A 16,911-nucleotide genomic window follows, 5' to 3' on the forward strand; every position below is an offset into this window, starting at 1 on the left:
TTTTATACTCCTTTACACTACTTAGCTAAAGTGTTTGCAAGGTTTTCAAATAACTCTAAATAAGTCTGGATTGATTCATTTGTGTAAGTATCTGCTGGTGCATAAATAATTTGTTCTTTAGAAACAGCAGTTGTGTTTTGAAGAGCAGGTGCGTTAGCAATAACATCCTGAGCAGGAGCTGATTTACCTGCATCAGATGTTCCAGCATCACGATCTAATACGAAAAGCCAATCAGGATTGCTTTGTGCAATAGCTTCAACAGAAACTTCATCACCTTTATGATCTGTAGAAGAATCGGCAACTTCTAATGCTGGAACCCAACCGAAAATTTCATACATTGGTCCCCAAACACGTCCAGAATGAGGAGCTGCAAAACCAATATTCCCACCAGAAACAATAACACTCATAACTGTATCTGTTCCATTATAAGCAGATTTAGCATTTTCGATAACTTTATCAAAATCAGCTACCAATTGTTTAGCTTCTTCATTTTTATCAAAAATTTGACCTAAAGCAATTGTAGAATTTTTAAGTCCATTTACTAAGTTTTCCCCAGGTGTAGCAGCTTCCTCAGAAATATCAACATTAAGATCAATAACAGTTGCATTTGGCACTAATTTTTTTATATCTTCGTAATAGTCAGCAAATCTTTGACCGACAATTACAAGTTCAGGGTCTGCTGCTGCTATAATTTCAAGATTTGGCTCACGATGATTCCCAATATTTTGAACTGAATCATCACTTACATATGGTGAATCCGCAGGCATTACATCCTTTGGAACAGCTGCTAGTTCAATTTTCCAATCAGCTAAAGTTTCAAAAGTTCTATTATCCAAGGCAACTACATTCTTTGGGTTTACAGGAACAGTAACAGTTCCATGGGCATCAGTGATTTCAACCGTCTTCGGCTTAGCAACCGCTTCACTTCCATTAACTTCAGTAGGCTTTGACTCTTGTTTGCTTTCATTACTTGGACTTGAGCAAGCTGCTAACATCAAAGTCAAAACTGCCATAATACCAACTAAGTTTAAAAACATAGATTTTTTCATACATATACTCCTTATAATGTGATTTATTTTGAAAATGATGAAGCCTATAGATTTGAATTGGATAGTAATTGCTATCCAATTCAATCGATATTGATAATCATTTTCATTCTAGCATTCTGTGGATTAGTATAGTCATTAATTATGTGAAAATCTTGTGAAGGATGTGAGTTGATATGATTATCGGATTTTATAGAACAAAAAAACGAGCAAAACTGGATGAAACTGTTTATACTCGTTTTTTTTCAATTATGTTTGATATTGATTACTGTGACAAATTGTACTTTACCTATTTTCTTATTTTTACTATTCAATCATTGAATAGCCCCTGCCATGGATTGTTTGAATATATCGGTCTTTCTTCTCACACTTTAGCTTTTTTCTTAAATACCCAATATATAAATCCACTACATTTGGGTTGACTGCTACGTCATATCCCCAAACCTGATTCAAAAGCATTTCACGGCTCAATGTTTTATTTTTATTCTTGATTAAAAATACAAGTAAGTCAGACTCGCGCTTAGTAAGCGGGAGATTTTCGCCACCTTTTGTCACAATATTGCTGGATGCATCAACGAAGAGATCTTTAAACCGAAAAAAATAAGTCTCGTTTGGCTGGATACCGTCCGCTCTTCTTAAAATAACTTTTATCCTTGCTACTAATTCTTCTTTCACAAATGGTTTTCTTATATAATCATCTGCTCCTGCTTGTAATCCTGCTATGCAATCCTTGCTGGACACATTGTCGGTCACAATGATTATCGGTGTCGTTTTAACAGCTCGTATTTGTCTGCAAATTTCTGGTCCAGATATACTCAATGAATCCCAATCTAATACGATAATATCCCAATCTTGCTCATATACTATATTTAAACTTTTGTTTTCGTTGTGAAGTGTCAAAGTGAAATAGCCTTCTTGCTTTAGACCGCTTACGATTTTCTTTGCTAAAGACCGTTCATTCTTAATTACCAACACCTGCTTCACCTATGATTCACCTCTACTTCACTACATAAAATAATTTATCACAAAAAAGAATATCGGATTTGTAAATCTTAAATTCCTAAAAATTCAATATAACATCTTATTAGGAGAACTCTGTACAATTTTATAATAAATATGTATAAAAATGAAGAAGTACATAGGTTAGCCCCACCTCCGCCATCCTTTTAACCCACTCCGGTGATCCACTTATGACAGAGGTGAGCCACTACCATATTAATAGTGGCTCCAAGAGTATTATTGATACAATCCTTCCGTTTGAGTACAAATGCTAATCTAAACATGTACAGAAATGCTTGAATAATAATGTACTGTCAACTGCAAACGAAAACTCCTCAAAATCTGCTGCTACCGATTCTAAACAGTATTCTTTCTTATATCAATTTTTCTGTCTGTGTAATCGTATTCCTTGTCGTGGTCGTTGAGGTGTATTTTATAGTAATCTGCTTTTTAGTTGATCTAGTGTGACCTATGTGATTGATGTACATCCGAAGTAGTTGCTACCATGTTCAAAGTAGTAGAGTGAATTCATTCACAATATTATCTTGTTATTGTTGAACTAATGAAATGGTAGAGGAGTTATTCAAATGAAAAGAATCGTAACACTGAGCACCCGCAAACTGATGGATACCGCAAAACACGGCGGATGTGGCGCATGCCAGACATCTTGCCAGTCCGCTTGTAAGACTTCCTGCGGCGTTGCCAACCAGCGCTGTGAGAACCCAATGAACAAATAGGATTCGAAAATGTTCACCGCCCACCTGCTCTGTAGATGGGCGTCTATTTTTTAAACCGGTTTTATTTGTCGGTAAAAGGAGCTTGATTAGCAAGGATGATTCATCAATATCAACTTAACGGATACAACATCGTGCTTGATACCTACAGTGGGTCGGTACACGTTGTTGATGATCTGGCATACAAAATCATTGAGCTTTATGAGCATACATCTCCGGAGGAAATCCTGACACTCATGCTGGAGCAGCATGAACACGATTCGGGTATTACCGAGAGAGACATTCGAGAAACCATCGCGGCCATTGAGGAGCTTAAAGATACTGGACAGCTCTTTACCAAGGATGAGTATGAAGACCTTTCCATTAATTTAAAAAATCGAAAAACTTATGTAAAAGCACTATGCCTCAATGTCGCGCACACCTGCAATCTATCATGCGACTATTGCTTCGCTAGTCAGGGAAAATACAACGGCGATCGGGCCATCATGAGCTATGAGGTTGGACAAAGGGCTATCGATTACCTGCTGGAAAATTCAGGACATCACCGGAATCTTGACATTGACTTCTTCGGCGGCGAACCGCTTATGGCCTGGAAAGTCGTCAAGCAGATTGTAGCTTATGCCAGAAGCAAAGAACAAGAATATAAGAAGAAGTTCCGCTTTACCTTCACGACGAACGGTATGCTGCTGAACGACGAGGTCACCGAATTTTTAAATAAGGAAATGTACAACGTCGTACTCAGTCTGGATGGAAGAAAAGAGGTTCATGACCGGCTCCGCACAACCGTTAACGGAAAAGGAAGCTATGACCATATTGTCCCGAAGTTCCAGGAGTTCGTCCAAAAACGCGGAGACCAAGAATACTATGTACGAGGAACCTACACTCGTAATAATGTCGATTTCACCAATGATATATTCCATATCGCAGACCTTGGTTTTGATAAACTTTCGATGGAACCGGTCATCTGTGATCCGCGGGAGCCCTATGCACTTACCGAGGAGGACCTCCCGGAAATTTACAAACAGTACGAAATTCTCGCCACAGAAATGATTGAGCGCGGTGAACAAGGTAACGGGTTTACCTTTTATCATTACATGCTTGACCTCTCGGAAGGCCCTTGCATCCAGAAAAGAATCTCTGGCTGTGGTTCAGGAACTGAATATCTCGCTGTCACTCCTTGGGGTGAACTTTTCCCTTGCCACCAGTTCGTCGGTGATGAAGCGTACAGCATGGGGAACGTCTGGGATGGTATCACACGACCAGAACTACAATGCCAATTCAAAGAGAGCAACTGCTACTCGAAGCCGGAATGCAAGGATTGCTGGGCCAAACTCTACTGCAGCGGGGGCTGTCCTGCCAATGCCCTGCACGCGACGGGTTCCATCAACGGCATCTACGACTTTAGTTGTGATGTTTTCCGCAAGAGGGTTGAATGTTCCATGATGGTGAAGGTTGCCGAGTCGATTAGAGAAATGGAAAGAGACGCATAACTATTGTGCGGAATGAAGGCTTCGATTACAGCAGCTGAACGCGGAGATGAGGTTAATATGAACCGTTCTCCCATTCATTGTTGGAATGCTTATAACCATTCCAATCATTTTGTTCGTGCCGACTTATTATCGCTATCTTGCATTTCACTCTAAAACTAAAGTAATAGCGTTGCACGTATGACTAAACTCATACTACAAATTCATAAAATCGGGGAACGGCTGATGGATTGGGCCTTTCCCCATTCTCCATTCATCCATTCCCCGATTTCATCACGGCATTATACTACCTGCGGTGGGTTTCCAATTGTTTACGATAATTCTACCGCTTGGCCCCCATCAATTGAGGTCTTAAATCCGTAAAGCCCTCACCCGGCTTACGCAGAGCTTCCAATACAACCTGCGCGTTATACCCGTCATAGAAATCATAGATAAGACCTGGCTCTCCGTTCAAAATCTGAATGATTTGCTTCAGGATCGGCTGCGGGCTAACGACGTCGTCCACAGGTACAGGCTGAAGATGGGCATCCTTGCCGCTTCTGAACAGGCTGCGCCAGTTTTCCAACGCCATGGTTCCTTCCTCACCATGGACCACCAGGGAGACACGTTCCTCCCCTTCCCGTTGATCGGTTCCAGACAGGTGAATCTCGATATCATTATGTAATCGCAAAACGGCTCGGACACGGCTTTCGGACTGATTCGAATCCGGCGGAAACTCGATCTCGCTCTTCACATGCGTAATCGGACCGAACACCTGCTGGATCATTTGGATCCAGTGAATGCCGACTTCCAAGAGATATCCGCCCTGCTGTCTTGAGGTGATCCATGGATTCTGCTGCCAGGACCTCGGCCACTGCGGAAACTCCAGGTATAGATCCATCTTAAGGATCTGGCCGATCGCCTGCTCTTCAAGTAATCCCTTCAGCTTCAGGACGGCCGGGTCGAGCGGAAGCGAGAAATGAACGGCATGGAGCACATTGGCCTTCTCTGCCAGCTCCACCAGACTCCGGGCTTCGGTCAAGCTGTTGGCAAGCGGCTTCTCGCAGAAGACGTGAATGCCTTTCTCAAATGCGATCTGGGCCACGTCATAATGCAGGGACGGCGGAACCGCGATATACACCAGGTCAAGCGCAACCTCGTTCAGCAGCTGGCGGTAGTCGGTGTACAGCCGGGGACTAATTCCTGTTGCTGCGACTTCCCTGTACAAACTGGACTCATCACTGTCGCAAAGTGCAACTAATTCGATCTTCTCACCATATTGGGGCAGTAATCGGTGAATCATAATCCGGCCCATGTGACCTAAGCCGATGACGGCCATCTTCTGTTTATTCATCCTGTTCTCCTATTCCATTGATGATTGAATTTACCATTGAATGCCACGTCCCTATTATAGATCAGGCGCTGCTGCCAGTACACTCAGATATGTAGAAAAAGGCGCTGCCATCAAGCAGAGCCCCTGTTAACGACCTGAATCAATTTATGACGTTTGTTACACGTACAAAAATCACGGATTAGTACTTATTATTGATAAATCTCCAATTTATAAAAGAAGTATCATAGTATAATAGTAAAATTAGTAAATAAGTATTTAGGAGGATTTTATGCAAATTGAATTTAATGTATCTGGAGTCACCTTTGAGGATCGTCCAAATATTATTAGAAGATATGCTACTGATGGAGATACAATTTATTTAGTTCGAGAGCCAAACAATGAGTATGATTCAAATGCTATTAAGGTATTCCTATCTAATAGGAAATCTATTGGGTATGTCCCAAAGGAATTCACACCATTACTAGCGAAGTATCTCGATAGTGGTGGAAGTATTTTTGCAAAAGTAAAATCTGTTAATAATAGAGGGGAAGATTTACAAAGTGTAACAATTTCGATTAGCACGCAGAATAAGGCTGGCTATGTTATGGGAGATATTAAAGGTTTTATTTATGATGAGGATTCGCCTGAGGAATCTACACATGACATTGAATGTTTTGGAATTATTCAATATAAAGATGGTTTAGGAACAGATCTTAATAAGCCTATAGTACATTTAGTAGCTTGTTATGAACTTACCAATTTTCATGTTGATGATATCAAGGAAAGAAATCCGTTATCTGAGAGGGAAATATATTTAGTTAAGGCATTTGAGCAAGTAACTCCTAATAATGCTTTGAGTGATATAGGTTACGTAATGAGAGAATATAGTAAATATGTATCTCGCGATAGCGATGATCGTTATCAATTTAAATCATTAAGGAAAGATGTTGTTGTTCAAGAACAATACCATACGGTCTATATTACAAGTGAAGACTCACTTAATGATTTAAGTAAAAAACGACAGGCACTTGAAACTAACTATTTTGATACCTTAAGAAAAGAATTAAATAACATTGAAACACAGAAAATAAAATATACGACTATTCCCTTTGAAGAAAATAGCTATATTTTTGAACGCATTAATGAAAAATACATAGGTGAAAAAAGATACTCAATTTTGACAATTAATTATCATCTCCAAATCAAATCGAATTTAGAGATGAATATAAGAGAGCAAGCTGACTTTTTCAATAAATTAGAACGAATAAAAATGGGTTCAAGTCGTCTTTTAAATGAGCAATTAGTTCTTATATAGATTTAGGATCTGAATGGGTAATCGACTTTTGATTTATGTGGGAGTATCAGGATAATAAATCCTAGTACTCCCATTTTTGTCTCTTCACCTTAAAAGTTTTATTCTACACTTTTTAATGATTCAATCATATTGATTTGAGACACTTTTCTCCGAAGTAATAAGTTAGAGAGAATGGTGAGTAAGAATGCAAACATAACAGATACCAGCATTATAAAAATACTTAATTTATCTGGGATTTGTTGATGGGTACTAGACAGTGCCTTTACAATAATTGTATAAAAATAGCCACTTATCGGTAAAGCTACAATTACCGCAAAGGTGGTTAGTATGATGTTTTCAAAAAAGATAAGTCTGTTTATTTTATTTTTTTGATAGCCTAATACCTTAAGCGTTGCAAGCTCACGATTCCTTTCATAAATGTTTATGGAAGATATCGTATATATGGCGCCAAAGGAGAGTATGACGGCACAAATGATAAACATGATAAATATAAAACTGTTTTGTTTCAAAATATATTGAGCTGATTTCTTTAGATCATTCTTATCTGCAATTGTATCTACACGAGGATCTTGTTCAAAAAAGTTACGGACGCTTATAAGATCGGTTGAGCTATTGGCTTCAACTAACAGCGAGGTTGGAGTATAGTCTATGCCAAAGCTCTTTAAATAGTCTGGTGTGCTATAAAACGAGGGATTCGAATACTGTGTAGATATTTGTAAAACCTTCATATCCACAGATTTATTTTTAAGCTCTGGTGCTGTGAACTTTATTGGGATGGTATCCCCTTCTACAATATGATATTTGTCGGCGTAAGACTTGGGTACCAGCACACCATTATTTTCTAAAGATATCTGATTGTCATTTTCGTCAAAGAAATGAATGAGATTGTTTTCTTTTTCAGTCACAACTAAAGTGGCATTTTCTTTATCACCGCCTTTGATGAATTCAACAGGAAAGGTGGATGTAAAATAACTATTTTTAATATCGGAGGGTAGTTGTAGCGTATCAGAAGATGTTCCGATCTTATAATCTACTCGTATATCGTAGGTATAAACATCCTCGATTTGGTTCGCTATTTTTAGCAAGGCCGATTGCGTGCCCAAAGCAGTTATCAATAACACTGTGCTTACAACAACGCCAATGGAGCTCACTAAAGCTTTTTATTTATTTAAAAATATATTTCTCAAAATGAGCTTGTAACTGTAGGAAATATGATTCCAAATACCCGGAACTCTTTCTATAAGCAGCTTTTTCATCTTCTTTGGCGGTTTAGGACGCATCGCCTGAGCCGCACGTTCTTTTAATATCGTTCTGCCGCTTAAGTATACGGACAGGATCCCAAAAGCGCTGGAAAAGATGATGGACGGTATAATCGAAAACCAAGAAAGTGAAAATGTAATGTCAGGCAGAGTGTAGGACTTTGCACTCGATGCAGTTACTAGTGGAATGAATACAGTAGCGGCAATGGCACAACCTATGATTGAGCCTACTATACCTACCAGTACAGGGTATCCCATGTAATGAAGCATGATGTTTCGGTTCTTTACACCCAAAGCCTTCATGATACCTACTTGATTTCGTTCAGAATCGATTGTCCTCGACATGGTAAGAAACAGGATAATTGCGGAGATCAAAAAGAGAACTAAAGGTATAACCTTACTCATCATACTATTGTTATATATCGTTTGTTTTATTTGAGAATAACCGTAAGTCCGTTCCTTACTTGCTTGGTCTAAATAAGGAAGATGTTTGGATTGTCCTTCAATTGATTTGCCTAATTGGTCAATATCGTAACCTTCTTGAGCATCAATCATGATTTCATTATAGTAAAAGCCGTCCCGGATTTCAGGTATTGTCTCTTCGGCAATATAAGCGATTCCGTGAGTCTTATGGTCTTGCGTGGGGTTCTTTTTTATATATTCCACATTCTCGCCCAAGCCGCTAATGGTAAACGTAACATCTCTTCCATTCGTATTTATACGGATTTGATCGCCGACCTGATAATGATGTTCTTTGGCATAATGGGAATCTAATAAGACCTCATTCTTTTTTGACGGAATACTGCCCTCAATCATAGTAGGCGTATTGATTTCATTGTTTACAGGAATCGAATGGATTTTTAATGAAGCTTTATAACCTTCAAAGGTTTGCGTCGCATCAAAGGTATAACGTCCTTCTATTTTGTTGATGCCTTCAATTACATTTAAACCAGCCACATCGTCTTTGGAAATTTGACCGTAATATACATTTAAGTCGCTTAAATGATGTTCTTTAAAGTAAGCCTCCGTATAAGCACGATGCTTATTGCTATAACTATTCAGCCCCGCATAGAAAAAAGCGCCCACTGCGACAACCAAAGCCAAGGCTATAAATTGAACGATCGATTGTTTTACATTCCTTAATAACTTCGAAAATAATTTCATAATTACCACTCAATCCCTTCAACGCTTTGTTTCTCATCATTAATCGTAACGCTCTCGATCATTCCGCTTTTAACCTTAATAATCTTATCCGCCATAGGAGCAATTGCGGAATTATGGGTGACCAAAACGACACACTTGTTCGTTTCCCTGTTCAAATCTTGAAGAAGCTTTAAGACCGACTTGCCTGTCACATAATCCAAAGCTCCGGTTGGTTCATCACAAAGTAAAAGTAAAGGATTTTTTGCAACAGCTCTGGCAATTGCAACTCTTTGTTGTTCTCCTCCAGAGAGCTGGGAAGGGAAGTTTTTCATACGCTCCTTTAATCCAACCTTATATAAAATATCTTTAGCATCCAGATGGTTTTTACATACTTCAGTGGCAAATTCAACATTCTCTAGAGCGTTCAAATTCGGAATTAAGTTATAGAATTGGAATACAAATCCAACTTTCTCACCGCGATAGACTGTTAATTTTTTTTCGCTCAATCTTGTTATTTCTTGATCGCCAACTAACACTTGACCTGAGGTAGGCGTATCCATACCGCCAAGTATATTCAAAATCGTACTTTTACCGGCGCCGCTTGCTCCCAAAATAACGACGAATTCTCCCTCCGATATGGAAAAATCCACACCATTAAGGGCCTTGATTGACACTTCTCCTACATTGTATTCTTTCGTTACTCCTTTGAATTCGATAAGCTTTTTCACTTATTACATCTCCTCGTATCGTATTTTTAAAGCTTGGTTTGACGCGATTCCCAGTTTCTCAAAGAGATGGAAATAATCAAATTGAATTTCTTTCTATATAAGTTGAACTAAAGATTCGTAGCCTGAGCATCACTACGAATGCGGATTATTCTTACGATCGCTCTTGCCCCCAGATTTCTTTCATGTCTTTATATAACGTTGAAATCTGGGGACAGCTTATGCTTCCGATGTGAGCTTTCCTTTGGAAAGCTTTTAGGCGCACGCTGCGCTTCTCCAGAATAATTCCGCCTTCTTCGTTGAAGTATCCCTTTCTTTAGTTCAATCTATATAGCATCTTGGACCTGTCCGTAGGTGATTCCGACTGGCACCCAGGTCTTAGATCACTAGTAATCGACCTCCTCACGCTCTGATTCCATAATATACCAAGCAAGAGAAGTTGCTTCCTGCAGTAGATGTATTTTGGCTTCGGTCTCCAGACGGAGTTTGATCTCGCCGCCGCTTCAGCACTGAACCGCCTCTAATTACGATTGTTAATTCGACTTGCTAGCAAAAAAAACGGAGCAACCTCTAAAAAAGGCTACTCCGATAGACTCATTACTAATTTACTTAAGTATGACGGGTCAATACATTTTCCTTCAGTGAATTTTCTTCCCTCCCGCTCTCTATCGCCCAGTGAACTGGTTTAGGATAGGTCAGTTTTTACAAACAGGGATTAAAAAAGACTTCAGGTGTGTTCAAATCCTTCAATCGCGGTAATTAAAGCACGCAATTTCTCTTTATCCAAATAACAGTTATTACCCCTGCCTTATGCGATTAACATTCCGATTCATCAGATGCCGAACGACCTGGCTATAGATCGTTTTCCTGAGCGGGCTGAGCCCTTGCTGATGAACGGAGAAGAATGCATCGGGACTGTCGTAAATCCCAAAATCCCGAACGATTCCTTCCTTTTGGACGTAGGTATCGTTTTCATTCCAATAAATTTCCGGGTTTTGAAAATTATCTGTAGCAACGCCGTAACCACAAAATGAACCCGTACACTGTCCGAATTTTTGCTGAAGCTTGGTCAAGTAGGGAATATCCAGTATAAACCCTTCGATATTCAACCACTTGCCTTCATAAAGCACTTCAACCCAGCTGTGAACGATCTCCCGGGGCGACAGTTGGTAATACCACCCTTTCATCGCTCCCTTTTGCAGCTTTTTATCAATGGCAAATCCATGCATACGGCAAGGCACTCCCACGGCCCTTAACAACCCCATAAAAAGCACACCCTTTGTATTACACTGACCATAGCCATTCTGCAATACTTCCGATGCCGGAATATCATCCGCCCTGTTATAGCCGAACAGGATTTCGTCACGGACGTAGTTATAAATGCCAAGAATTTGTTCCTTCCTGGGCATACGATCCCACTTGCGACTGTGAATGACTTGCCGGATCAGTGGATGAGAATAGTTCAGCAATTCCGTTTCCTTCAAGTATGCTCTCATTGGAAACACCTCCTGCACCAATTGTACGGTTAATGCAGGCAGGAAACTTTTAAAAATACGCTATCTTTGCGAATATCCTTCGCCGTCATTCCTAGCAGCCGCTTGCTCGTGGCGGCTAAATGCGACGGACTGTCAAATCCCGCCGCCATAGCCGCATCCGTAATGCTGAGCCCTTTAAAAATAAAATAAGTTGCCTTCTGAAGCTTGTGCAACAGCATGTATCCGCTAAGCGATATGCCTGTATTTTCTTTAAAGAGATGCGACAATCTGCTGTTGGACAAACCCATTTGCCTGGCGTATAGACTTACGGAGTGCTCGGAGTCAGTGCAATCTTTTATAAGCTGTATAAACTCTCTTATTCTCGGATCGACAATAGCTGTATTTACATGCTCCACGCCCAATAGCTTCATGAGTTGTCCCAGAAAAGAAAGATAGCTGTCCGTATCCTTAACGCCAGGATACTCTTTTTGCACAAATTCGCGAATGTTCTTCATCATCCCAGTAGGAAATACATGATATTTCCGCCCCTCTATATATCGCTTAAAGCTTGCCGCCATCTCAGAGGTGCTGTCCATCAGAAGAAGAATCAAAGGGTGTCCCGCTCCTTTTAGCCGATGAACCACGTTGGAATTGATAATGATGCCGGAGCAACTCAAGCTTTGTCCCTTTACATCAATTTCAAATTCGTCCTCCAAAGAAATGGTCAACTGTAAAAAAGAATGCCTATGTTCTTCCGCATCAATGGTATTGGATATCACCAGCAAGTGATGCTCCGCCCCATACAATATCATCATCCAATCACCCCATGCTCATCTCTTCATGGACTCGGCACAACTGTACATCCGCCCGATTCGAGAGCCATGTCATCGTTTTTTGAACATTTTATCAATGCTTTTTTGTTCCTTATTAACTGCTTTTTTATAAAAACGAATACCCTTCCTATCCCCAACAGCTTTGCTGCAGGCAAACGCCTTTTCTAAAACGTTTAAATAAAAATGATTTGTTTTTCTTAGCATCCAATCACCATTCCGGTAGCATAACTGTGCACTAATGATATCCTTTTCTTTATAAAAACCAAGACAGATATCAAACCAGGATTCACTCATAGATCTGCCTAATCCGGTGTATTGCCAACTATCAAATTGCGTAAGAAGTCGTTCCCACGATTGTGCTGATTCAAAAGCTTTTATGTAGTCGTTATTCAAAATATGCAGTTCCGTTATATCTAAGATGGATGATACCTTATCCCGAGCGTCAGTAGTCAACTCTAATTCCTTCTGTTTATAAAAAATGGCCTTTTCATATTTCTTCAATTCTTTAGCTCTATAATATAATGCCTTCAGGTCAGGTTCGGCTTGCTTTTCCAGGAGATCAAAAAGTTTCTCAGCCTCTTCGAGGTCGTCAAAATCTATAGCCATTGCTAATAAACTCTCAGTTGTCTCTTTTTCCATGCTATCGGGAAACCATAAGGTCATTCTATGAAAGAAATCTTCTATATCTTGCTCTGATAAAAGTGAATTCAATTGGTCCTTATGTTCGAACAGATATTTATTGGATTCGGTAAGTTCAAACCCCTCAAGGTACTTGCAAGTCAGTTCAACTCCGGCAGAAAAAATAAATTCATTAAAATACCCACAATATGTATCAAAATTTGCGCATTTGGCTTTCTCAAAAAGCCATATATTTTCCGGCCTGCGGAACTTTGCTAACAAATAAGAAATAAGAGTTAAAGAGTCCCCACAACCTTGGTAAGGATCATGAATCCTGCTCTCAACCTCATTCTCCATTAAAAATTTGATTAAATCGTAATCCTCAGGCTTCCAATCATATTGAATCGCAACTGCTGCTGCATGCCGTTTGACATAGTTTATGTCTGGAGCTTGATATTCAAACTCTGTCCATAAGTCTCTGGAGTTTCTGATCTGTTCGATATTTTGTCTGACTTCTTTAGCATCCATAATTCAACCCCCTATGCATAAACGTGAATTCTGTATTTCATTTTTTTCCTCGCCATCACCAGAATCATTATATCAATGAACAAATCGATATAGAGAGAAAACAATCAATATGTCCTCGATATCTGCTATAACGATTTGTTTCGTTAGCAATCGTCCACATTACAAAAAGTAACACAGCCTAATCCGACTGCGTTACTTTTTGCATGCTACGTAATTCCACATCTTTTACAGACATTTAACATCTACATAGGTACAATAACAAAAGAGGGGTTCTCACCCCTCTTAATTTATATTATCCTCATGTCCGCGGTCGGTTTCCGATTGTTCACGAGAATTCTACTGCTTAGCCCCCATCAATTGAGGTCTTAAATCCGTAAAGCCCTCACCCGGCTTACGCAGAGCTTCCAATACAACTTGTGCGTTATACCCGTCATAGAAATTATAGATGAGACCAGGCTCTCCGTTCAAAATCTGAATGATTTGCTTCAGGATCGGCAGCGGACTAACGACGTCGTCCACAGGTACAGGCTGAAGATCGGCATCCTTGCCGCTTCTGAACAGGTTGCGCCAGTTTTCCAATGCCATGGTTCCTTCCTCACCTTGGACCACCAGGGAGACACGTTCTTCCCCTTCCCGTTGGTCGGTTCCAGACAGGTGAATCTCGATATCATTATGTAATCGCAAAACGGCCCGGACACGGCTTTCGGACTGATTCGAATCCGGCGGAAACTCGATCTCGCTCTTCACATGTGTAATCGGACCAAACACCTGCTGGATCATTTGGATCCAGTGAATGCCAACTTCCAGCAGATATCCGCCCTGCTGTCTTGAGGTGATCCATGGATTCTGCTGCCAAGACCTCGGCCACTGCGGAAACTCCAGGTATAGATCCATCTTGAGGACCTGGCCGATCGCCTGCTCTTCAATTAATCCCTTCAGCTTCAGGACGGCCGGGTCGAGCGGAAGCGAGAAATGAACGGCATGGAGCACATCGGCCTTCTCTGCCAGCTCCACCAGGCTCCGGGCTTCGGTTAAGCTGTTAGCAAGCGGCTTCTCGCAGAAGACGTGGATGCCTTTCTCAAATGCGATCTGGGCAACGTCATAATGCAGGGACGGCGGAACCGCGATATACACCAGGTCAAGCGCAACCTCGTTCAGCAGCTGGCGGTAGTCGGTGTACAGACGGGGACTAATTCCTGCTGCTTCGACTTCCCTGTGCAAACTAGACTCATCACTGTCGCAAAGTGCGACTAATTCGATCTTCTCACCATATTGGGGCAGTAATCGGTGAATCATAATCCGGCCCATGTGACCTAAGCCGATGACGGCCATTTTCTGTTTGTTCATCCTGTTCTCCTATTCCATTGACGATTGAATTTTGCCATTGCATGCACGTCCCCTATTATAGATCAAGGTCCTACTGCCCGTACACTCAGATATGCGGAGAAGGGCACCAAAAAAGAGTGCCCGAATGGGCAGACTTTCCTTGCCATCATCGCGGGTCGATCCTCCGCTCCTGCACCACCTCGAACAACAGGTTAAGCCGTAATCTCTTGATACGCGCTTGTGGGAATATTCACTCCACACCCTTCAACGATTTCTTGAGATCATTTTGTCTGCGATGGTATCCACCTGCGGGGCCTGTTCAAAGAAGCTGCGAACGCCCGCCAGATCTGCAGCGCTATGGACGCTCACTAACAACGAGGAAGGATCGTAGTCTATACCCAGCTCTTCACATAGTTTGGTGTGCTGTAGAACGACGGATTCGAATACTGTGTGGATATATCCAGAACCTTCATATCTACAATTGTTTGGTTAAGCTCCGGTGCGGTAAATTGAATCTGGATCGTATCCCTATGCCTGATGGGATCATGCCGTCAACAACCAAAAAATGCGCAGCTCCGCATGAACGGAACTTGCGCATTTTTTATTTTAACCATTAGTACATTGCGGCCTTGGCGCGAAACTCCGCTTCGGATTCGTCCTCCTTTGGCACGCGCCTTTTGGCTCCGACGATCCAGCGCGAACCGGGCATACGGGACAACATGTAACTGATTCCAAGCGATGTCGTCACGGTCAGCATAAAGGTCAACAGCGTAAACTTCAAATGGCTTCCTCCAAGCTCCAAAGGACGGGTAAAATTCGCGATGATGTAAATAACCAGGGCATGTACGAGATATCCTCCGAATGAATACCTTCCGATCCATGAAAGCAGCCGCAAAAACATTTTATTTCGGCTCTTCATCATGGTCAAAAGACCGTATAACAGCAGCATTTGCGCTATGATAATGATAAAGGTTGCTGGTTTGAGATACGTGGAAATATTCAGGTTCACGACCTCTCCCGAACCCCGCAGCACATCAGAGCCAAGCCGGATATACATGCCAAGAAAGACAAGTCCACTCCATGGCAATAGCTTTGTGCACCACGTCCGCCACTTCTCAACGTTTGCAGCACATACCGCACCAATCACAAAATAAAACCCGTACATAAGAAAGGAATAGCTGCGGTACTGCAGCAAATCGGACCAAGGTCTCCCGAGCGCTTCTGCCCAGGGGCCCATCTGATAATATGATAGATACAACAATCCGTAATAAAATAAGCCTGTACAAGTTATGATCGCGAAAATGCTTCGGCTGCGAGTCTGTTCACTCAAAGAGTGAAGCTTGCCGCGAACGCCCCGGTAAACCGCTGCCATAATGGGAAAGAAAATATAAAACTGCATGATCATATTAATAAACCAGAGCTGATAGCCGTTTTGCGGGATGACCAGCTCTTTCAGCAAGCTTCCCCAATCCTGTCCACCCTTCTGCCAAAACGAAGGCGAAAATATGTGAACATACAACCAGTAAATCAAGGTCCAGCAAAGGAAAGGAACATAGACGTCCCCAAGCCTCTTCCAGATAAATTTGAAATAACTCATTTTCTTGCCATACTCGCCATAATTGTAAAACAACAAAACTGCAGACAAAAACACAAATGTTGGGGTTCCAAAACGGGTCAAATGGTATACCATTGTCAGCATAATGGAGTCGGGTTGTTCAATATCGGCTCTGTAAATGTACTCGGCGATCGAGTGCTGCATAACGATAGCCAGAAACGCAAGCGCTCGCAACTGAGTCCATTCCTCGATGCGCGGTTTGCTCATGAATGCATCCTCCTTCATTAGCAGTTATGCGTAAGTATACCCTTCGAATATTAAATGAACCTTAAATAACAGTTAGCGATTTGTCAGCAAAAAAGAAGACTGGCTTCGGCAGCACGGCCGGAACGGTTTATTTCGGAACAACGGCTGTAAGCGGCGCCAACATCGCGTCGTGGGAGGATACGGAAATCAAGGCGATCGTGCCTAACGTTGCGGCAGGCCGATACGGCGTCAAGATACGTACGTCCGGGGCATCGCCGGGGACGTGTGGTTCGGCGCGAAGTAGATGACG

At 41.4% G+C, this 16,911-nt stretch carries 12 protein-coding genes and 2 pseudogenes; 3 read left to right on the forward strand and 11 right to left on the reverse strand.

All coding sequences use genetic code 11. From position 1 onward, the window contains the following. Positions 1–17: 17 nt before the first annotated feature. Together AC2TF5_RS23220 and AC2TF5_RS23225 are read right to left on the reverse strand one after the other, a co-directional pair. The gene (locus AC2TF5_RS23220; protein ID WP_491299482.1) at positions 18–1,049 is read right to left on the reverse strand and encodes a siderophore ABC transporter substrate-binding protein; all 1,032 of its coding nucleotides are present in this window, start codon (positions 1,047–1,049) and stop codon (positions 18–20) included. A 303-nt stretch (positions 1,050–1,352) separates the two neighbouring features. Further along, complete coding sequence (locus tag AC2TF5_RS23225) at positions 1,353–2,030, reverse strand: response regulator transcription factor (protein ID WP_491299483.1); 678 nt, start codon at positions 2,028–2,030, stop codon at positions 1,353–1,355. 602 nt (positions 2,031–2,632) lie between these two features. On the opposite strand from AC2TF5_RS23225, the gene scfA reads away from it, so the two are divergent. Together scfA and scfB are read left to right on the forward strand one after the other, a co-directional pair. Further along, the gene (gene scfA, locus AC2TF5_RS23230; RefSeq protein ID WP_208915715.1) at positions 2,633–2,782 is read left to right on the forward strand and encodes a six-cysteine ranthipeptide SCIFF; all 150 of its coding nucleotides are present in this window, start codon (positions 2,633–2,635) and stop codon (positions 2,780–2,782) included. A 95-nt stretch (positions 2,783–2,877) separates the two neighbouring features. Then, positions 2,878–4,269, forward strand: a complete 1,392-nt coding sequence (gene scfB / locus AC2TF5_RS23235; RefSeq protein ID WP_491299484.1) for a thioether cross-link-forming SCIFF peptide maturase — start codon at positions 2,878–2,880, stop codon at positions 4,267–4,269. A gap of 319 nt (positions 4,270–4,588) precedes the next feature. On the opposite strand, the gene AC2TF5_RS23240 is transcribed toward scfB, so the two are convergent. Further along, positions 4,589–5,599 (reverse strand): Gfo/Idh/MocA family protein, encoded by a 1,011-nt coding sequence (locus AC2TF5_RS23240; RefSeq protein ID WP_491299485.1) that lies wholly within the window; start codon positions 5,597–5,599, stop codon positions 4,589–4,591. A 268-nt stretch (positions 5,600–5,867) separates the two neighbouring features. Between AC2TF5_RS23240 and AC2TF5_RS23245 the strand changes: the two genes are divergently transcribed. Further along, positions 5,868–6,893 (forward strand): HIRAN domain-containing protein, encoded by a 1,026-nt coding sequence (locus AC2TF5_RS23245; protein ID WP_491299486.1) that lies wholly within the window; start codon positions 5,868–5,870, stop codon positions 6,891–6,893. Between the two features lie 98 nt (positions 6,894–6,991). Here the strand turns inward: AC2TF5_RS23245 and AC2TF5_RS23250 are convergent. The 8 genes and pseudogenes from AC2TF5_RS23250 to AC2TF5_RS23285 form a co-directional block, all read right to left on the reverse strand. After that, positions 6,992–9,316 (reverse strand): annotated as a pseudogene (locus AC2TF5_RS23250) (ABC transporter permease). A gap of 2 nt (positions 9,317–9,318) precedes the next feature. Then, a complete protein-coding gene (locus AC2TF5_RS23255; RefSeq protein WP_208915719.1) occupies positions 9,319–10,023 on the reverse strand; it encodes an ABC transporter ATP-binding protein in 705 nt (234 codons plus the stop codon). 794 nt (positions 10,024–10,817) lie between these two features. Further along, positions 10,818–11,516 carry a transglutaminase-like domain-containing protein gene (locus AC2TF5_RS23260; protein ID WP_491299487.1) on the reverse strand — a complete coding sequence of 233 codons (699 nt, stop codon included), beginning with the start codon at positions 11,514–11,516 and terminating at the stop codon, positions 10,818–10,820. Between the two features lie 29 nt (positions 11,517–11,545). Next, entirely contained in the window at positions 11,546–12,310 is a 765-nt protein-coding gene (locus AC2TF5_RS23265; RefSeq protein WP_491299488.1) for a helix-turn-helix domain-containing protein, read from the reverse strand. A gap of 69 nt (positions 12,311–12,379) precedes the next feature. After that, positions 12,380–13,474, reverse strand: coding sequence for a hypothetical protein (locus tag AC2TF5_RS23270; protein ID WP_491299489.1), 1,095 nt, complete (start codon positions 13,472–13,474; stop codon positions 12,380–12,382). A gap of 336 nt (positions 13,475–13,810) precedes the next feature. Continuing rightward, positions 13,811–14,821, reverse strand: coding sequence for a Gfo/Idh/MocA family protein (locus AC2TF5_RS23275; RefSeq protein WP_491299490.1), 1,011 nt, complete (start codon positions 14,819–14,821; stop codon positions 13,811–13,813). 247 nt (positions 14,822–15,068) lie between these two features. After that, positions 15,069–15,339 (reverse strand): annotated as a pseudogene (locus tag AC2TF5_RS23280) (ABC transporter permease); the annotation flags it as partial. Positions 15,340–15,413: 74 nt separating this feature from the next. Continuing rightward, entirely contained in the window at positions 15,414–16,622 is a 1,209-nt protein-coding gene (locus AC2TF5_RS23285; protein WP_491299491.1) for an acyltransferase, read from the reverse strand. Positions 16,623–16,911: the final 289 nt, after the last annotated feature.

The sequence above is a fragment of the Paenibacillus sp. JNUCC 34 genome (assembly GCF_058269055.1).